This window comes from Granulicella sp. S190, assembly GCF_009766095.1.
Classification (GTDB): Bacteria; Acidobacteriota; Terriglobia; order Terriglobales; family Acidobacteriaceae; genus Edaphobacter.
Window position 1 is genome coordinate 32,793 of record NZ_LMUD01000009.1, and the last position, 17,136, is coordinate 49,928.

Annotated in this window: 20 protein-coding genes and 1 other RNA gene; 16 read left to right on the forward strand and 5 right to left on the reverse strand. The window is 56.7% G+C overall.

All coding sequences use genetic code 11. The features are described 5' to 3' along the window. Positions 1-289 precede the first annotated feature (289 nt). Positions 290-765: RNase P RNA component class A (gene rnpB, locus GSQ94_RS03970), an RNA gene on the forward strand. Between the two features lie 221 nt (positions 766-986). Here rnpB and ruvA read toward each other — a convergent pair. After that, entirely contained in the window at positions 987-1,586 is a 600-nt protein-coding gene (gene ruvA / locus GSQ94_RS03975; protein WP_158942027.1) for a Holliday junction branch migration protein RuvA, read from the reverse strand. A gap of 135 nt (positions 1,587-1,721) precedes the next feature. On the opposite strand from ruvA, the gene GSQ94_RS03980 reads away from it, so the two are divergent. Continuing rightward, positions 1,722-2,303: a ribonuclease T gene (locus GSQ94_RS03980; RefSeq protein WP_254063641.1), complete on the forward strand. Its 582-nt coding sequence runs from the start codon at positions 1,722-1,724 to the stop codon at positions 2,301-2,303. 145 nt (positions 2,304-2,448) lie between these two features. Here GSQ94_RS03980 and GSQ94_RS03985 read toward each other — a convergent pair whose 3' ends face one another. After that, positions 2,449-3,471 (reverse strand): proline iminopeptidase-family hydrolase, encoded by a 1,023-nt coding sequence (locus tag GSQ94_RS03985; protein ID WP_158942029.1) that lies wholly within the window; start codon positions 3,469-3,471, stop codon positions 2,449-2,451. A 160-nt stretch (positions 3,472-3,631) separates the two neighbouring features. Between GSQ94_RS03985 and coaBC the strand changes: the two genes are divergently transcribed. The 6 genes from coaBC to GSQ94_RS04015 all read left to right on the forward strand — a co-directional run bounded on the left by coaBC (position 3,632) and on the right by GSQ94_RS04015 (position 9,059). Continuing rightward, positions 3,632-4,903, forward strand: coding sequence for a bifunctional phosphopantothenoylcysteine decarboxylase/phosphopantothenate--cysteine ligase CoaBC (gene coaBC / locus GSQ94_RS03990; RefSeq protein WP_158942030.1), 1,272 nt, complete (start codon positions 3,632-3,634; stop codon positions 4,901-4,903). Between the two features lie 104 nt (positions 4,904-5,007). Continuing rightward, positions 5,008-5,655: a hypothetical protein gene (locus GSQ94_RS03995; protein ID WP_158942031.1), complete on the forward strand. Its 648-nt coding sequence runs from the start codon at positions 5,008-5,010 to the stop codon at positions 5,653-5,655. A 57-nt stretch (positions 5,656-5,712) separates the two neighbouring features. Continuing rightward, a complete protein-coding gene (nadD, locus tag GSQ94_RS04000; RefSeq protein WP_158942032.1) occupies positions 5,713-6,336 on the forward strand; it encodes a nicotinate-nucleotide adenylyltransferase in 624 nt (207 codons plus the stop codon). Between the two features lie 140 nt (positions 6,337-6,476). Then, a complete protein-coding gene (locus GSQ94_RS04005) occupies positions 6,477-7,871 on the forward strand; it encodes a bifunctional 2-polyprenyl-6-hydroxyphenol methylase/3-demethylubiquinol 3-O-methyltransferase UbiG (protein ID WP_158942033.1) in 1,395 nt (464 codons plus the stop codon). A gap of 149 nt (positions 7,872-8,020) precedes the next feature. After that, positions 8,021-8,578, forward strand: coding sequence for a ribosome silencing factor (gene rsfS / locus GSQ94_RS04010; RefSeq protein WP_158942034.1), 558 nt, complete (start codon positions 8,021-8,023; stop codon positions 8,576-8,578). A gap of 25 nt (positions 8,579-8,603) precedes the next feature. Further along, a complete protein-coding gene (locus GSQ94_RS04015) occupies positions 8,604-9,059 on the forward strand; it encodes a 23S rRNA (pseudouridine(1915)-N(3))-methyltransferase RlmH (protein WP_158942035.1) in 456 nt (151 codons plus the stop codon). Between the two features lie 23 nt (positions 9,060-9,082). Here GSQ94_RS04015 and GSQ94_RS04020 read toward each other — a convergent pair whose 3' ends face one another. Then, positions 9,083-9,325 (reverse strand): hypothetical protein, encoded by a 243-nt coding sequence (locus GSQ94_RS04020; protein ID WP_158942036.1) that lies wholly within the window; start codon positions 9,323-9,325, stop codon positions 9,083-9,085. 178 nt (positions 9,326-9,503) lie between these two features. Here GSQ94_RS04020 and GSQ94_RS04025 point away from each other — a divergent pair, with 178 nt between their 5' ends. The 7 genes from GSQ94_RS04025 (at position 9,504) to GSQ94_RS04055 (ending at position 14,049) form a co-directional block, all read left to right on the forward strand. Further along, on the forward strand, positions 9,504-9,671 hold the full coding sequence (locus GSQ94_RS04025; RefSeq protein WP_158942037.1) for a hypothetical protein: 168 nt from the start codon (positions 9,504-9,506) through the stop codon (positions 9,669-9,671). A 356-nt stretch (positions 9,672-10,027) separates the two neighbouring features. Further along, on the forward strand, positions 10,028-10,195 hold the full coding sequence (locus GSQ94_RS04030; protein WP_158942038.1) for a hypothetical protein: 168 nt from the start codon (positions 10,028-10,030) through the stop codon (positions 10,193-10,195). A 30-nt stretch (positions 10,196-10,225) separates the two neighbouring features. Continuing rightward, complete coding sequence (locus tag GSQ94_RS04035; RefSeq protein WP_158942039.1) at positions 10,226-11,002, forward strand: hypothetical protein; 777 nt, start codon at positions 10,226-10,228, stop codon at positions 11,000-11,002. A 149-nt stretch (positions 11,003-11,151) separates the two neighbouring features. Then, positions 11,152-11,538 carry a hypothetical protein gene (locus tag GSQ94_RS04040; protein ID WP_158942040.1) on the forward strand — a complete coding sequence of 129 codons (387 nt, stop codon included), beginning with the start codon at positions 11,152-11,154 and terminating at the stop codon, positions 11,536-11,538. Between the two features lie 81 nt (positions 11,539-11,619). After that, entirely contained in the window at positions 11,620-12,459 is an 840-nt protein-coding gene (accD, locus tag GSQ94_RS04045) for an acetyl-CoA carboxylase, carboxyltransferase subunit beta (RefSeq protein WP_158942041.1), read from the forward strand. Between the two features lie 71 nt (positions 12,460-12,530). Continuing rightward, entirely contained in the window at positions 12,531-13,388 is an 858-nt protein-coding gene (locus GSQ94_RS04050; protein WP_158942042.1) for a class I SAM-dependent methyltransferase, read from the forward strand. A gap of 91 nt (positions 13,389-13,479) precedes the next feature. Next, positions 13,480-14,049 (forward strand): DNA-3-methyladenine glycosylase I, encoded by a 570-nt coding sequence (locus GSQ94_RS04055; protein ID WP_158942043.1) that lies wholly within the window; start codon positions 13,480-13,482, stop codon positions 14,047-14,049. Positions 14,050-14,127: 78 nt separating this feature from the next. Here GSQ94_RS04055 and GSQ94_RS04060 read toward each other — a convergent pair whose 3' ends face one another. Together GSQ94_RS04060 and GSQ94_RS04065 are read right to left on the reverse strand one after the other, a co-directional pair. Further along, positions 14,128-15,906 carry a M20/M25/M40 family metallo-hydrolase gene (locus GSQ94_RS04060; protein WP_158942044.1) on the reverse strand — a complete coding sequence of 593 codons (1,779 nt, stop codon included), beginning with the start codon at positions 15,904-15,906 and terminating at the stop codon, positions 14,128-14,130. 113 nt (positions 15,907-16,019) lie between these two features. After that, positions 16,020-16,337, reverse strand: coding sequence for a hypothetical protein (locus GSQ94_RS04065; protein ID WP_158942045.1), 318 nt, complete (start codon positions 16,335-16,337; stop codon positions 16,020-16,022). 19 nt (positions 16,338-16,356) lie between these two features. On the opposite strand from GSQ94_RS04065, the gene GSQ94_RS04070 reads away from it, so the two are divergent. After that, complete coding sequence (locus GSQ94_RS04070) at positions 16,357-17,127, forward strand: hypothetical protein (RefSeq protein WP_158942046.1); 771 nt, start codon at positions 16,357-16,359, stop codon at positions 17,125-17,127. Positions 17,128-17,136: the final 9 nt, after the last annotated feature.

Sequence of the window (17,136 nt, forward strand, 5' to 3'; positions counted from 1 at the left end):
TCGATCACGAATTGGATGGCCAAAGCTCGACGCATCGTCGGATTTCGGGAACCCGAGGCACTCTTTCCTTCAGGCTGACCCCGACATTCTGCCCGTCGGGAGTTGTTCCTGATTTGCCAAGAGGAACGAGATTTGATCTGCCCGGCTTCGGCTTACCGGCGGCCAGTCAGGACGGTCGTTGTGTCCGCCAAGCAGCTCAACTTGCCCTCCCCCTAAGCCCTCCAGTGCCTGAGGAAGTTACCTAAAAGCTGACCCACACCCAAACAACCGCTGCGATACACTTGAAACTGCAGGCGGCTGGATGATCGCTGCCGCTCGGGCCGCAAGGCGTTGAGCGGGGGAGGAAAGTCCGAACTCCGCAGGGCAGTGTGCCGGATAACGTCCGGGACGGAGGCTTCAAGGCCTCTGGACGGCAAGTGCAACAGAGAACGAACCGCCTCAAACTGGTGACTCACTTCGGTGAGTCCGCAAGCGGTTTGAGGTAAGGGTGAAAAGGTGCGGTAAGAGCGCACCGCGCGGCCAGTAATGGACGCGGCAGGGTAAACCCCACACGGAGCAAGACCAAATAGGCAGGGATCTTGCCGCTTCTCTTCAGGCGGCAGGAGCGTATCGGCCCGATGCGCCCAGGCGGAGAGACCCGAATCTGGCGAGTTTGCCAGCAAGGGAGCCGAAACTTGCGGGTAGGTTGCTAAAGCGCCGCAGTAATGCGTCGCGTAGAGGAATGATCGTCTAAAACAGAATTCGGCTTACGGGCCGTCTGCAAACCTATGGCCTCGAAATCGCTCAAACGGTTTCGGGGCCGTCTCACTTTTTTGTGTATTTTTTGGCTGTGGTGAAGGGGTGTTTTTGCTGGGGTTTTCGCGAATTATGGTTGCGTAACGTGGTGTTTTGGATGGTGAAACGTGGTGACGTTGTGGTGTTTTGCGTGGCTGGAAGAGCACGCTTTTTGGGCGACGAAAAATACGCCAACTTTTGAAGTTTATTTTTTAGCGGATGGCGGCCATGGCGGCGCGGAAGAGAGTTTCGAAGTCCTGGGCGGCGTTGGGGTCCTTGGTGATGGCGGTTTCGATTGCTTTCTGGGCGATGGGGCGGGGGTAGCCGAGGTTGACCAGGGCGGAGAGGGCGTCGTCGCCTGCTGGGCCGTGGTGTGGGCCTCCGGTGGTTGTGGGGATGGCCGTGGCGAGGTCGTCGAGTTTGTCTTTCAGTTCGAGGACTACGCGCTCGGCGGTCTTTTTGCCGATGCCGGGGATGCGGGTGAGGGTGGCGTGGTCGCCGGAGCGGATGGCGGTGATGAGGCGACTGGCGTCGATGCCGCTGAGGACCGTGATGGCGAGCTTGGGGCCGATGCCGGAGATGGTGAGGAGCTTTTCGAAGAGGCGCTTCTCCTGGGTTTCGGAGAAGCCGAAGAGGGCGATCTGGTCTTCGCGGACGTGGGTGTGGATGTGAAGCGTGGCTTCAGTGCCTTCGCTGGGCAGGGCGGAGAACGTGGCGACGCTGATGGTGACGTCGTAGCCCACGCCGGCGCACTCGAGGATGGCTTGATTGGGAGACTTTGAGAGGAGGCGTCCGCGAAGGTGGGCGATCATGCTGTTGGTGATTGTAGCGTGTTGGTTTTGGAGTTGTTTGTTGGCGCTGCATTAGCATGTTGGCTTATGAAGACTTCCTCTGTGCGGCGTTTCGCGATGGTCTGTCTACCATTGTTGGTTTTGGTGGTTTGTCGTTTGCGTAGCGATGCTCAGGAGAAAGGGGAGCCGGGGAAGTTCGACTTCTATCTAATGAATCTTGCGTGGGGGCCTGAGTTTTGTTCGGTTCCGGGAGCGGGGGCAGAGTGTAAAGCGCCTCGAGGATTTGTGCTGCATGGGTTGTGGCCGCAGAACTACGACGGCTCTTATCCGGTGAACTGTGGTGAGAGACCAGGGCCGGCGCGACCCGAGCTGAATTTAGATATCACTCCTGACCTTCCGCTGCTGGATCATGAGTGGAAGAAGCATGGGACTTGCACAACGATGTCGCCGGAGGAATTCTTCGGGTTGGAGCATCAGGCATTTCATTCGGTGAGGATTCCGAAGAAGCTGCGTGACCTGAAGCATGAGGAGCCGTTAAGGCCGAAAGATATCCTCCACTTGTTTGCGAAGGCGAATCCTTCGTTTCCGCAGGGGAGCATTGTTGTGAGCTGTGAGAAGGAGCGGTTGACGGCGGTTGAGGTTTGTCTAGCGAAGGATGGGCTGTTGCCGATCTCTTGCCAGGGTCTACGGGGGTGTGATGCAGAGGCGATCCAAATTTCTCCAGCTCTGACGAGATAGTGAACAGGCTGTAGGAGTCTGACTAGTTCGTTGACGAAATGTTTTCTCTTCTCACTACATGACTGCAAACGCAGATCCCTACGGGATGACAACAAAAGAACAAACAACAGTGCAGCAAGACCGCGGTTGCCGTTGTTTTGAGAGGCTATAGGGTTTGCAGGTAGTTTAGGAGGTTTTTGAAGTAGAAGGCCTGGTCGTCCCACATGCAGAGGTGGCTGCCGTCGGGGCAGATGAAGGAGGATGCGTTGGGCATGAGGGTGGCCATCTTCGTCATGTCCTTGGGGTCCATCTCGTCGTAGCGTGCGCCGATGGTGAGGGCCTTGGTCTTGATCTCGTGCAGGCGGTCCCAGCGTTCCCAGTCTTTGAGGTTGCCGGTGACGACGAACTCGCTGACACCCTGCATCTGGTTGTAGATCTTTTGATTGGAGTGGCGGAAGGCGCGGTCGACGGGCTCGGGCCAGGGCTTGGTTCGGCAGATCATCTGGGGGTAGAGCTCCGTCATCATGATCTTTTCGTATTCGGGGGAGTCGTAGGCGTTCTTTGCTTCGAGTGCTTCCAAGGTCCTGAGAGAAGCGGGGGAGAGAAGCTGGTGCTTCAGTCTGGCGGTGCGTTTGAGATAAGACTGCGTGCCGGCGGTCATGTTTGAGATGACGAGGCCTTTGAGGTGCTGCTGATAGTTGAGGGCGTATTCGATGGCGAGGATGCCGCCCCAGGAGTGGCCATAGAGGACGAATTGATCGAGCCCGAGGCCGCGACGCACCTCTTCGACCTCTTCGGTGTAGCGGGCGAGTGTCCAGAGGGAGGGGTCGTCGGGCTGGTCGGAGTTGTTGCAGCCGAGTTGGTCGTAGTAGTAGATCTCGATGCCCGCGTCGGGCAGGAAGGACTCCATCGCTTCGAGATACTCGTGACTGAAGCCGGGGCCGCCGTGGAGGAGCAAGACCTTGGTGGAGCCGCTGCCGAGCCGCTTGGTCCAAACCTTGTACTTGCCCTGGACGACAGGCAGCATACGGATTCCTGCAGTGCGAATGCCCTGCGGATTCAGAGTATCTCTAGGCGGGGCGGTGTAGCGAGACAACTGCGGATTGGAGACAGATGCAAGGGCTTTATTGCCAGTCGCGGTGGCGAGTACCGATGCAGCGGTTGAAGCCAGGAAACTACGACGATTCACGAACGCCCCTTGAGTTGATGTCGCGGGTTGATTTGGTGCGATTCAACGGTTCTTGTTTGAGATGATATCGAAAGTAAGAGTGGGTTAGACGGGCTCTGTTCTCGGAGGTGGTTTCGGTACGATAGAGTTGTGTGCTCGAGATGGTGAGAGAAAAGAAGATATGAAGGCAGAACGTAGCAAGGTTACGATTGGGGTTTGCGGGGGGATTGCGGCTTACAAGTCTGTGGAGCTGGTGCGGCTGCTGCAGGATGCGGGGTATGACCCGCATGTGGTGATGACGGCAGCGGCGGAGGAGTTTGTGAGGCCGTTGACGTTTGCAGCGATCTCGGGTCATAAGGTGATCACTTCGCTGTGGAGCGAGGAGGCGGGGACGGGTTCGGTAGAGGAAGACCCAACGGGGGAGCACAGCAGCGTGGAGCATATACAGGCAGCGCAGTCGACGAGGCTGCTGGTGGTGGCTCCGGCGACAGCAAATATGCTGGCGAAGTTTGCTCATGGACTGGCTGATGACTTTCTTTCGACGATGTACCTGGCGACGACGGCTCCGGTGATTGTGGCTCCGGCGATGAATGTAAAGATGTGGGAGCATCCGGCGATGCAGGCGAATGTGGCCACTCTGCGGGCGCGTGGAGTGAAGGTGATTGAGCCAGGGAGTGGATATCTGGCGTGCGGGATGGTGGGGGGTGGCCGGCTGGCTGAGCCTACCGCCATTGTGGCTGCGGTGACCGAGATCCTGGCTGAAACCTCGAGCGATGAGCAAGGAGAAGGCCGGGATTTTGGCGGCGAAACCGTGATGGTGACTGCCGGAGGGACGCGGGAGGCCATCGACCCGGTGCGGTATATCGGGAACCGGTCGAGCGGGCGGATGGGGTATGCCGTGGCCGAGGCAGCGAGGCGACGTGGTGCACGAGTGGTGCTGATTAGTGCGCCTACCGGGCTGGCCTGCCCTGCGGGGGTTGAGAGGGTGGACGTAGTAAGCGCGGAGGAGATGCGCACGGCTGTGCTGGCTCGGCTCGGAGAGGCGAGCGTGGTGGTGATGGCAGCGGCGGTGAGTGACTACCGCGTCAAGACCGTCGCGACACAGAAGATGAAGCGTGAGGGCTCACCGGCTGTGTCGCTGGAGCTGGAGTCTACTGCAGATATTCTGCGCGAGGTGGTGGCGCGGCGTGCGGCTGGAACTCTAGTGGTGGGTTTTGCGGCGGAGACCGAAGATGTTGTCGCGAACGGGCGCGCCAAGCTGCAGCGGAAGGGCGTGGATGCGGTGGTGGTGAACGATGTGTCGAAGGATGGCATTGGCTTCGATTCGGAGCGGAATGCGGGGAGTTTTTTGACGAAGGATACTGCGATCGAGCTTCCGGTACAGAGCAAGGCAAAGATGTCTGAGCGAATTCTGGATGAGGTGCTGAAGCTGCGGGTTGGGGCTTTACGCTAAGGATGAAGCGATGGTGCGAGTTTTTCGGAGGGCATGACGCTCTTTGCGGCACAATTCGCGGCTGTGACTGCACCAAGACGGCTGAACTAGTAAACTAACGGCACATGAGTTTCCGCAAAACAGTTCTCCTTCTAGCCACCCTTGCCGTAGCCACTACCGTCTCCGCCCGCGCCCAGGTTGGCGTCTATGGCATGTTCACCGTGAACAGGCTTAGCAACATTGCCTCTTCTCCGGAACAGAACCCGAATGTGACCAGCACTCGCACCAACTCGGTGGATCCGCTGGGAGGTACGGGCGGTATTTACTACGACTTTTTAAAGCTCGGACCGATCAAGCTGGGAGCCGACCTGCGAGGCAGCATCCTGACAACCAAGCGGGGAGGCTACGAGAGCTTCAACGGCGGGGGCGCGCGGATCTATTCAACGCTGGGCGGAGTCCGGGCGGTGTTTAAAACTCCTTTTGCCCCTTTGAAGCCTTACGTTCAGGGGTCGGTTGGACTTGGCCGCTCTGATTATGGCTTGCTGTATACCGAGGCTGGAGTGACGGATAACGGTATCGTAGGAAACAGTCCGATCCTGCGGAATAATTTCGAGTACGAGGGGATTGCCGGGCTGGATATCAAACTGCTGCCGATCCTTGACTATCGGGTGGTTGAGCTGGGATACGGCGGGCTGGATCCGTTCGGCACAAACAGTCATAACTACCCGATCAAACAGGTAAGCATGGGGTTCGTCTTTCACCTTCCGTTCTAGGAGTAGCTCTCCGCTCCTGAACCTCCATTCCAGAGCAATGGCTCGTGAGGGATAACCATGCGCGTTGCACTCTTCGGTGGTAGCTTCGACCCGCCGCATCACGGTCATCTCGCCATTGCCGCGGCTGCTGCCGATGCATTTCGCATGGATACAGTCCTGTTCGCGCCAGCTGGCCGCCAGCCTCTGAAGCTTAAGAACACGTCCACCAAGTTTGAAGACCGGCTCGCGATGGTGAGGCTGGCATGTCTGGAGGACCCCAGGTTTATTGCCTCGGAGGTGGATGCGCCGCGCTCAGACGGCACGCCGAACTACACCGTCGAGACGCTGAACGAGTTGAAGCTGAAGATGCCGCAGGCAGAGCTGTTCAATCTCGCAGGAGCGGACAGCTTCCTGAACCTGCCGCATTGGCGTGAGCCTGAGCGTCTGCTGGAACTCGCCGAGTGGATTGTTGTTAGCCGGCCCGGATCACCGATTGCGAGCCTCTCTTCGCTGGGACTCAATGCCGCTCAGCAGAGCCGCATCCACTTGCTTGATAACGTCCATGAAGATATCGCCGCTACCGGACTTCGTGAGCGCTTAGAGGCGGGTGACCCTTGTGCTGACTTAATTGCGCTGCCAGTGCTGGACTACATACAGAACCATCATCTCTACAGGCAAGCCGGACCTTCACAGTTTTCCTAATCTTGCCTCTCGCGAAACTTTCGTCCGATTCGAAACTTTCCCATTTGCGAGGCTGTCTGTACAGGTATTGCGTCTATCTGGTTCCCTACTTTGGTGAACCGAATCTCATTTAACCCTGCAATAGCTGGGACTTTATTTTTATGACAGAACTTTTACCACCCTCTGCACTTCCGACCTTCCGCGATCCCGCCGGAAGCCTCGAGGTTCGCGCTGACGGCGCTTACCGGAGCCTTCGCGCTCCCTTCGATGCGGAGATTCTTGAGTTCCTGGCGACGCCGCTTGCCTCGGAGCTGGTTTCACAGGGACGACTCGTGGCCAGCGAGGTGGTTTCGCCCGCGTCAGGCGAGACGCTCGTGCTACGCCACCCTCGGGTCTCGTTTCAGTCTTACCCCTGGGAGTGGAGTCCCGCGATGTGGCTCGCGGCGGCGGAGCTTACCTTGACCTTATGCAGTGATCTGGTGGAACAGGGTTGGCAGCTGAAGGACGCAACGCCGCTGAACGTACTCTTCCAAGGTGGTCGGCCGGTATTCGTCGATGTGCTCTCTATCGAGCGTAGAGACCTTCACCAACCCATCTGGCTTGCCTACGGCCAGTTCGTCAGAACCTTTCTGTTGCCAATGCTGGCCTACTCCCGGCTGGGATGGCCGCTGCAGCTCTCTCTGACGCGCCGCGATGGATATGAGCCGGAGGAGATTTACCCTAAGCTCTCCTGGAGCTCACGAGTGCAGCAGCCGGCTCTATCCTCTGTGACGCTTCCTTCGCTGCTGTCCAAGAGGGCAAAGACCCGCAGCGTTACAACGCGAGCGATCAAAGATACCGATCTTGCGAAACACATCTTGCTGAAGACGCTGAAGTCCTTGCTGTCTCAGATGCGTAAGGTGACACCTGCTCATAGCGCCTCTACCTGGTCGGACTACGCTGAGACCGCGACTCACTACAGCGATGAAGACCACACCCGCAAACGGAAGTTTGTGATGGAGACGCTAGGTAAAGCGCGGCCTTCGAAGGTACTTGATGTAGGGTGCAATACCGGGGTGTACTCGAACCTAGCCGCCGACGCAGGTGCAGAGGTAGTTTCGATCGATACTGATCTGCAAGCCGTCGACCGCCTGAGTACGAATCTGAAAGGAAAGGAAAAGAATATCCTTCCCCTTTTTGTGGATCTGGCGTATCCCAGCCCCGCGACGGGATGGGAGAATCGCGAGAGTGCCTCCTTCCTGAGCCGGTGCGCCAGCCACTTCGATATGGTCATGATGCTCGCAGTGCTGCATCACCTGCTGCTCCGCAACCAAATCCCGATGGATCGGATTGCGGCCTTATGCAGCGGGTTGACGACGCGCGACCTGATCGTGGAGTGGGTGCCGTCGACAGATCCGAAGTTTCAGGAGCTGCTGCGAGGGCGCGAGGCGCTCTACGAGCACATCACTGAGGCTGCCTTTCGCGAGGCCTTCGGCGCCTACTTCACCATCTCGGACGAACTGACACTGGAGAATGGGCGCACAATGTTCTACCTGCAGAAAAGACTAGACGCCTAGCCGCGCATCCAAGATGTAGGGAGCCCGCGAGGATGAGTCTCTTCGTGGATCGGGTGCGGCGGAACAAGAGGCCAAGAAGTGGGCTACTTGCTCTGTAGACGCTGGCTTCCAAGGCCGCAACCCGTTACCATGGAAGTCCAAGGAGTCCCATGCCCTCAATTGAAAGTAACCAGCTACTGCTTGCCGCAGCAGCAGCCTGCGAAGACAAAAAAGCTGAGGACATTCGCATCCTGGCACTGGATCCCGCGGAGAGCGGGCTGACAGACTATTTCCTGATCTGCAACGGAACGAATGACCGGCAGAATGTCGCCATCACCGATGAGGTTGAGATCCGCCTGAAGCGTGAGTTTGGGGTCTATCCCAACTCCGTCGAGGGACGGCGGCAGGGAGAGTGGATCTTGATGGACTATGTCGACTTCATCGTCCATGTGTTTTCTGCCGAGAAGCGGGCGTTTTATGGACTGGAGCGGCTGAGAAAGTCTGCGACGACGATCAGCGTGGCAGACCTGAATGCAGAAGTGAGTGCAAGGATCAAGGAGAGCCGCGCAAAGAAGGCTCCGAAGAAAACGCCTGCCAAGGCAGCGGCAAAGAAGGCTGTGACAAAGAAGGTGGCAGCAAAAGTAGCATCACCCAAGAAGGCAAGCGTGAAAAAGAGTGTGGTGAAAAAAGCAGCAAAGACACCGGCTCCGAAAACGAAGAAGAAATAGGCAACAGAAAGTACCTGTAGCCAAAATGAAAGTCTCTCTTACTTCGATTGCAGCGCGACAATCAAAGTCGATCCGGGATGGATGGTCTTCGATTCTGGAGAACTACACCTCCCGCATCTCTCACTACTATCCCTTCGATTCCGAGCTCTTCGACTCAGAGCGCGGCTTTCTGGACTGGCTGGAGCGGCAGACGGGCCGGACTCCGGCTTATGTGGTGCTGCTGGATAGCCGTGGGCTACAGCTGGACTCGGAGGAGTTTGCCGGACGCATTGGACGGCTTCGGGACGAGGGGACGCAGCGGATTGTGTTCGCCATCGGTCCCGCGGATGGGTGGTCGGACGGGGCACGGAAGCGCGCGAATCTGCTTCTCTCCCTGGGGCGTATGACGCTGCCTCATCAACTGGCACGGGTGGTGCTGGCAGAGCAGGTTTATCGAGCTTGTACTATCCTGGCGGGCCATCCCTACCACTCCGGCCACTAAACTATTAGGAATTTGCGGCCGGGTCAGTCGTCGATTCGAGCGTCTTTGGCTTTACGCGGCTTGGAGGTCATGGTTTCGGCGACGCACTTGTCGCTGACGCGCTGCGGGTTCGCGCACTTGCCTGCCGCGGCGCGGGTGAACGCACGGTAGAGCCGATCCACGTCCACTTGCCCTTTGCGTCCCTGCGCCTCGAGCGCGGAGTGCATGGCGGAGAGAAGCTCCGACCTGAGTTCGTGGAAGATCCTGTCGATGTAGATATACGGCAAATTTTCCTCCGCGGCCTTGTGTCTCACGATACATGGGTGCGGAGAGGACACGGCGGGGGCAGGTTCAGCCGCTCTGGCTGTTGTGCCTGACATGGGATGAAGGAGAGGTTTTGTCTTGAAAAATCTACAGGATGACATAACCTGCGAGAGCGCATCTTTGCGCATAAGGAGTTTTACTTTGAACAGGTCGATCCGTAACCTCGCGCTCTCAGTCGCCGTCCTCTTCTCTACAACCGCTCCATTGTTTGCGAACATGACGGGCGGGAATCCACATCCTCAGATTTCGTCGGCTGCTCTTTCGTTTGGCGATTATGCTGGCATCGTTATGTCCGTCTTCGGCCTGTAAAAATCACTACGGCCAAAGAGAAGAGAGACACAAAAGCACTCCAGTATTAGAAAACTTGTGGCGGCGAGCCTTTGTGCTTCGCCGCCTTTTTCAGATGGCCGGTGTCTCCATCGAAAGCGCCCAGGTCTTTTCTTATAAGGCGAGTGCTTGATGCTCCTCTCGATGAGGATCTTCCGTTCTACTCTTGAGCACACTGAATTTACCTTGCCGGACGCCGATATAAGGGAACATGCGATTGTCGTCCATCCCACAATAGATAGAGCTTTTGTGGCATTTTCGTGCGTGTTTTTTACTCGAAAAGGGAGCAAAAGGCCTACGCTGTGAGAGCGCACCTTTGCGCCCATAGGAGCCTCCCCATGAACAAGTCGATCCGTAATCTCGCGCTCACCGCCGCTGTCCTCTTCTCTACCGTTACCCCCATGTTCGCCAATATGTCTGGCGGTCTCCCACATCCTACGGTACTTTCCGTTTCTCTTTCCTTGGGTGATTACGCAAGTATCGTGCTATCCGTCTTAGGGCTGTAAGATCGTTCCGAATACGCCTTCGAGGCAGGAATGAATTTCACGACGTTAGACAAAATCATATGGGCGGCAAACTTTATCGGGTTTGTCGCCCTACTGATCGTGCTGCTATGGCGACGACGGTGGATCGGTTTCTCGATTTTCACCTGTTTTGTGGCGTTCATGACCTTTACTTCTATCGGAATGTTTCTAATCACGCATTACAGTTCAGCGAGAGTTTATCGATTTGGATATTGGTTCATCTACTACGGGGATGTTCTTTTCCAACTCGGCCTGATATTTGAGATTGCCCGAAATGTCTTGCGACCCACTGGCACTTGGGTTCGCGATGCGCGCAGTTCGTTTGTGCTTGCCGGGATAGTAGGAACAGCAGTAGCTGTAGGACTCTGTCTAGCAATCAAGGCCCCACCGGGTTCAACTGCGGGGATCTGGGAGATTCGCGGAGATCTGTTTACGGCTCTATTGGATTGCGAGCTTTTTTTTGCGATGCTCTTTGCTTCGAACAGGTTAGGCTTGGAGTGGCGTAATCATGTTATGGCGCTGGCGCAAGGATTGACGGTTTGGGCGTTCGTTTCAGCAGTGAGCGACTTAGCCAGTATTTTCCTCGGCTGGACACAGCAGTATCGAGTCGTTCAGCTTTTCCCGTCTTTTCTGTATGTTGCGGTGTTGCTGTATTGGATTTATGCGTTTTGGAAGCCGGAACGGGCTCGTGCGCCACTTTCCGATGAGATGAAGAATTATCTCGTTGCGCTTCATAGCCGAGTGCAGTACGATCTTCAGCAGGTCACTCGCAGCCGAGATCAAGCGTAACCCCTATGTTACCTATAGTCATTACCGCACTGGTTACTATTCTGTTAGGTTGTGCCCTTCTGCATTCCTATATAACGGCGAAACGTCTGGCCGCATGCACCTGGGATGAGCTGGTAGCAAAGCTCCATCCTGTTGAGTCCAATGGCGTGATGACCGTGGCACTGAACCACCTTGTTCCAGAGAGAGATGCTCTCAACCTGGAACCGCAGAAGATGTGGATTCTGATGGGCGGTCTTGAAGGCGTGCAGCGGATGCGCGAGAACGGCCGGATCCTTGTCGCGCTTGCCTCCTACGTTGAACGGTGGAACTTCGATGAAGGCATCATCATCGCCGAGCGTATGCGTCGCGATGGAATGCAACTGCGCCGCGCCGTGACCCGCATTATGCTGGCGACTTTCCTGGGCAGACAGCGGATGCGTGTTCCGTTCTACCTGCAAGAAGTGGCCTCGTCGTATTACCTGATGCGTCAGCGGCTGTTGGTTCTGTATGAGACCAATCATGCCGGCCTCTACTCTCGTCTCGCCGAAGCGCTCTGAGTCGAACTCAATCACCAACCCACCACGCATCCTGTTCAGTCGTTACAATGAATAGGGCCGTGGCCGAAAGGGTATGCAAGGATGAGTTGGTTCAAGCGCGAAGATAACGAGATCGTAAACGACTCGGAGAAGACGGTTCGAACCGAAGGCCTGTGGATACGCTGCCCTGACTGCGGCAAGATCCTATTCAAGGCTGAGCTTGAGGCTAACCAGCGGGTGTGCTGGCATTGTGGCCACCACTTTCGAATCGACGCCCGCACCCGAATCGATAACCTTCTTGAACCGGGCTACGAACTGGTGGACCTGGAGCTTCGCTCAACCGATCCGCTGAACTTTACCGATCTGAAGCCCTACAAACGCCGACTTGCCGAGGCCCAGAAAAAGACTGGCCTGAACGACGCGATCATCAATGCTGTGGGGCAGCTTGGGACGCATAACGTCGTGTTGAGCGTGATGGAGTATGGGTTTATCGGGGGAAGTATGGGCGCGGTTGTGGGGGAGACGATCGCACGCGCGGTGGATCGGTCGCTGGCCACGCGGCATCCGCTGATTATCGTTGCGGCCTCCGGGGGAGCGCGCATGATGGAGGGCATCGCTTCGCTGATGCAGCTGGCGAAGGTTTCGGCAGGCCTGGCGAGGATGGATGACGCAAAAATTCCTTATATCTCCGTGATGACGGATCCCACGACGGGTGGCGTCACCGCGAGTTTTGCGATGCTGGGAGACCTGAATATAGCGGAGCCCGGTGCACTGATTGGCTTTGCCGGTCCTCGGGTGATTGAACAGACGATACGGCAGAAGCTTCCGGAGGGCTTTCAGCGCTCTGAGTTTCTGCTGGAGCATGGGTTTCTCGATGCTATCGTCCCGCGCAAAGAGATGAAGCAGTACCTTTCTCAGGCGCTTAGCTGGATGGGTGCTTAGAAGCTTCACCCGTAAGAAGATGCGAACAAGATCGTTCGCTCAGCGACAGTTGATGCCATTAAACTTTAGGGGTGCAATCAGCGAGTCCATCACGTACCGCACTTCGTGTAGCCCTTCGACGCGCGGCACACCAGCTCTATGACGCTAAGCCTCTCGTCTTTGAAGACCCTATCGCTGTTCCTATTCTAGGGAAGGACTACGCGGAGGATCTGAGCCGTACGCCGGGCCGCAGTCTCGGTGGAAAGGAGCGGCCGTTTTCTATTGGCTTGCGCGCCTTTCTTGTGGCACGCAGTCGCTACGCCGAAGACATTCTCGCTGGCGCTGTGGCCGCTGGTGTTCGACAGTATGTTTTGCTTGGCGCGGGCCTGGACACGTTCGCCCATCGCAATCCCTATCCTCAGCTTCACGTCTTCGAGGTGGATCATCCCGCAACGCAGCAGTGGAAGCAGGAGCTTATGGAAGGTGCCAGCCTGGCTACCCCGGAGAAGGTGGCCTATGTTCCGGTGAACTTCGAAGAGCAGTCACTCTCTACCCAACTACAGGCTGCCGGATTCGATTCGCTGGTGCCCACGGTCTTCGCATGGTTGGGAGTAGTCCCGTATCTTACGCTCGAGGCGTTTCGTGGCACGATTGCCTTTGTCTCCCGCCAGGCCGCCGGGAGTGCCGTGGTTCTGGACTACGCTCAACCTCGCTCTGTTCTGCCGTTCTTTGAACAACTGGCCCACGACTCGCTTGCTTCGCGAGTTCAACAGGCTGGGGAGCCATTTCAGCTCTTCTTCACACCCGCTGAGATTGCGGGTGAGCTCAGGAACTTTCGCGCAATTGAAGATTTGGGTTCTACTGAGATCAATACCCGCTACTTTACTGACCGCGCCGATTCGCTGAGGGTTCTGGGCAGCGCGGGCCGGCTGTTGAGTGCCTGGATTTAAGCTCAACGCAAGTACAGTGCTTCAAACGAATGCTACCTTTGCTTTGCGGATCGTGATTCGCGAACTTTGAAATCTCCGGAGTAGGCAATTTATGGCTAAAACGAATGGCATTATCACTCGCTGTTTGTGGGCGGATCATGACCCGTTGATGCGCGCTTATCACGATGAGGAGTGGGGAGTTCCAGAGCACGACAGCCGTGCGCTGTGGGAGGCGCTGATGCTAGACGGTTTTCAGGCTGGGCTCTCATGGATCACCGTACTGCGTAAGCGAGAGGCATTTCGAAAGGCCTTCCACAACTTCGATCCGAAGAAGGTGGCGCGCATGAAAGAGGTAGACATCGAACGGTTACTGCAGAATGAGGGCATCATTCGCTCACGTGCGAAGATTGAGGCGACGATCAACGGTGCACGTATCTACCAGGCTATGGACGATGCTGGAGAGGACTTCTCTGCTTACGTTTGGAATATAGCTGGTAATAAGCCGATTCAGAATCACGGACCGGTTCCGGCAAAGACTCCCCTTTCCGAGGAGATCTCTGCTGATTTGAAGAGGCGTGGTTTCAAGTTCGTCGGTCCCGTAATTGTGTACGCGTGGATGCAGGCTGTCGGTATGGTCAATGACCACAGCCCCGATTGCTTTCGACGAAAAGCTGTTCACTAAGTTGACGACGAAAGACATCTTAAGCGACAACCCCCTCCTGGCGGAGGGGGTTGTCTTTTGCCGTGGCGGCTTTGCGGGCTACTTCGCAGCAGCAGTCGCGTTAGGGTAGATTCCCGGAATGGGCACGGTCATCTGCTTCTCCAGCTCCGGATGCGGGAACGGCTTACGCGGCATCATGGCTTCGCGTTCGCTGGTGTTGTAAAGGAAGATTGCCTCAACAACCGCAGCCTGCTCGAGGTCGAGCGCGTGGAGACGGTCGTAAGTGTCCATGTCGGAGTGATGGGTTCGCGTCTCGTAGTCCATGGGATCCTGGATGTACTGGAAGCCGGGTAGACCTACTGCATCGAAGGAGAGGTGATCGGTGCCGCCGGTGTTTCGATAGGAGATTGTCGTCACACCGAGGTCGGCGAGCGGTGCGATCCACTGTTTGAAGATCGAAGCGATCGGCCAATTCTCCTGGGTGTAGATGCCGCGTACCTTACCGGTTCCGTTGTCGAGGTTGTAGTAGGCGTCCAAAGTCTCCCACTCCCTGGTGGTGGACAAAGCACCGTGCTGGCGCAAAAAGGACGGTGTACTCGCAGGTTCGGGAACTTTTGGTTCGGCAAAGGTGCCGAAGTGCTGTTTGACGTATCCCTGCGAGCCGAATAGACCTTGCTCTTCGCCAGACCAGAGCGCGATGCGAATAGTGCGTTTCGGCTTGATGCCCAGTGATTTCAGGATGCGAACGGCCTCCATCGCAACGATGGACCCTGCTCCGTTGTCGGTTGCACCGGTGCCGGAGATCCAGCTATCAAGATGCCCCCCGACCATGACGACCTGATCCTTTAACTTGGGATCGGTGCCGGGAATCTCCGCAACGGTATCGAAGCCATGCTCGTGGTCGCCGGTGAATTTGGTTTCGATGTTCAGCTCAAGCGAGACGAGAACGTGATTTTCAACCAAGCGAGCAAGGCGATTGTAGTGTTCAATCATCATGACGGCGTTGGGGATGGTGACTGCGTTTTCTTTCTTTTGCGCATCACGGGCGAGGTTCGCTCCGTTATCGTCGAAGATGATTCCAGTGCCGCCGCCACTGCCGCCGTCGCGGCTTGGGGTGAGGACAGCCAAGGATCCTTCTTCGGCCATCATCTTCAACGCGGCCTTGCGAATCTCAGCGATCTTCATACGATCGGCGAGAAACTTTGCGAATTCAGGAGAGCCGGGGGTAAAGCGACCACCACGCGACTCATAGGTTTCCATCTCTTTAAGTTCTGCGTCGGTGTAGCGCCGGAAGAGAGGCTCCGTGATGTCTGGAGTTGGCCGCGAGGCACCCAGCAGAACGATCTTTCCCTTCAGCGTTCCCTTATACTTTTCGAGATCGCCCATCTCCTGCACATTCATGTAGACCACTTCGCCGGTGACTGGACCATTTGTTGCCGGTGACCACGGCGCAGCCTGTGCCCACAGAGGTTCGGGATCGGGCGAGACCATCCGCACCCAGGTGTTGATCTGCTGCCAGCCCATGCCGAACTCGCCCCAGTCTTCCAAGTGCGCATTCTCGAGGCCGATCTTCGTCAGAGTGTCGCGAGTCCAGGCGTTGGCCTTTGCCATATTCGGCGAGCCGGTAAGACGCGGTCCGATTCCGTCGGCCAGGGCACCTCCAAACTCCATGACATGAGAGTGCTTAAAACCTTCCTCCCGGATGCGGGCATACATTGTCAGATCGATGTTCTCAGTGGTTGGCTGAGGGCCGTAGTAGGAGGGTGTCTCAGTCGCGGCCTCTTTGACTTTCTTATCGGCAGCTAGAGAAGAAACAGCCAGGCTGGCAGCGGCTGCCGTGTAGAAGCTCCAACGCACAAAGACACGAGCGAATGACATACTTGGTGGTCCTCCCGAAATTGTTTTGAGAGCGAAGAATAGCAGATATTACATACGAGACGAATGCTTTAAAGAACGTTCTATCCCTGCACTACACACTTTCAAGAGGGACTTCAGCTCTTGCGAAGCTGCCTGCGCACCCACAGAGTCCCCAGATAGAACAATGTCACCAATAGGACGAGCAGACCAACCGGAAGTCCGACCCGCGTGTAAGTGAGCGAGAAGTCGACTGCATGCCGCGTTGTGGTGTTGTAGAAGAGGATGCCCACGATGGCGCAGAAGGTCGCCGCGAAGAAGGCCGCAAATCCCAATGCAAAGCTCATCAACAGGCTGGTGAACCAACCAAGGTCACCCAGAGGAATACCAAAGAGATAGCCGGCGCCAAAAGTTCGAGGCGAGGCCGTGCTTCCGTTCTGCGATGCTTGCTCCATACCAGTAGAATACTGCTTTATGGCAGAAGGTGTTCAAAGCGAGTTAGTCCAGGCCGCACAGGTGATCCGCGAAGCAGTGACGCGGCAGGCTCCGAATGGGATTCGTTACGCCGCGTTCGGCGATAACAATCTCGACGATCAAGACCTTGAGCGCATGGTTCAGGCCGTGCCGATCGGCATAGCGGGTGCGATTTCGCGCAAAACTTACTACTTTGTCCCGTTGGCATTGAGCGAGACAAGAGGAAGCGAAGCCACCATGGTTGCCCCGGCTTATACGCCCGAACTTGGCGACCAGGCGATCTGCCATCGCAACGTAACGCATGATGGGACAGAGGCGGTCTTTATCTCGACCCGCTTGCTGGGAGATCGCTTTGCGCTCGCTTTCGAGTTCTTTATCAACGTTGGCCATGCTTTTGTTGATGCGATCGGTGTTCCACAGACCTTTGACCAACTTGTCTGGGGACAAGCTCTCGCCGATGTCCGAGGGGAGACGAGCCAGGACGCCTGGGAGAACCGCGGTCTGGCTCTGGGGGGCAAGACGGAAAGAATCGACGGCAAACCGGTGATCGACGAAAAGGCTAAAACTGCCTTTCTTGAGGCCGCCTTCTCTGACGCGGTCGCGATCTACCAGCTCTCGCTCTCAGTAGACTTCGACTACTCTGAACTTCGGGAGCGGGAGTACCCGCTGCTCGCTCCGTTGGCGCTTGCTGACCGGCTCCGCCTTGTAGCCCGACTGTTTCCTCCTAATCCCAGTTATGAGTTTTCGATTCGCTATCGTCGACGAGCCTGAGTCTTCTAT

Coding starts and splice junctions, on each gene's coding strand:
- ruvA (WP_158942027.1), bottom strand. CDS start 1,586: ATGATCGCCCACCTTCGCGGACGCCTCCTCTCAAAGTCTCCCAATCAA.
- coaBC (WP_158942030.1), top strand. CDS start 3,632: ATGAAGGCAGAACGTAGCAAGGTTACGATTGGGGTTTGCGGGGGGATT.
- GSQ94_RS03995 (WP_158942031.1), top strand. CDS start 5,008: ATGAGTTTCCGCAAAACAGTTCTCCTTCTAGCCACCCTTGCCGTAGCC.
- nadD (WP_158942032.1), top strand. CDS start 5,713: ATGCGCGTTGCACTCTTCGGTGGTAGCTTCGACCCGCCGCATCACGGT.
- GSQ94_RS04005 (WP_158942033.1), top strand. CDS start 6,477: ATGACAGAACTTTTACCACCCTCTGCACTTCCGACCTTCCGCGATCCC.
- rsfS (WP_158942034.1), top strand. CDS start 8,021: ATGCCCTCAATTGAAAGTAACCAGCTACTGCTTGCCGCAGCAGCAGCC.
- GSQ94_RS04015 (WP_158942035.1), top strand. CDS start 8,604: ATGAAAGTCTCTCTTACTTCGATTGCAGCGCGACAATCAAAGTCGATC.
- GSQ94_RS04030 (WP_158942038.1), top strand. CDS start 10,028: ATGAACAAGTCGATCCGTAATCTCGCGCTCACCGCCGCTGTCCTCTTC.
- GSQ94_RS04035 (WP_158942039.1), top strand. CDS start 10,226: ATGAATTTCACGACGTTAGACAAAATCATATGGGCGGCAAACTTTATC.
- GSQ94_RS04040 (WP_158942040.1), top strand. CDS start 11,152: ATGACCGTGGCACTGAACCACCTTGTTCCAGAGAGAGATGCTCTCAAC.
- accD (WP_158942041.1), top strand. CDS start 11,620: ATGAGTTGGTTCAAGCGCGAAGATAACGAGATCGTAAACGACTCGGAG.
- GSQ94_RS04055 (WP_158942043.1), top strand. CDS start 13,480: ATGGCTAAAACGAATGGCATTATCACTCGCTGTTTGTGGGCGGATCAT.
- GSQ94_RS04060 (WP_158942044.1), bottom strand. CDS start 15,906: ATGTCATTCGCTCGTGTCTTTGTGCGTTGGAGCTTCTACACGGCAGCC.
- GSQ94_RS04065 (WP_158942045.1), bottom strand. CDS start 16,337: ATGGAGCAAGCATCGCAGAACGGAAGCACGGCCTCGCCTCGAACTTTT.
- GSQ94_RS04070 (WP_158942046.1), top strand. CDS start 16,357: ATGGCAGAAGGTGTTCAAAGCGAGTTAGTCCAGGCCGCACAGGTGATC.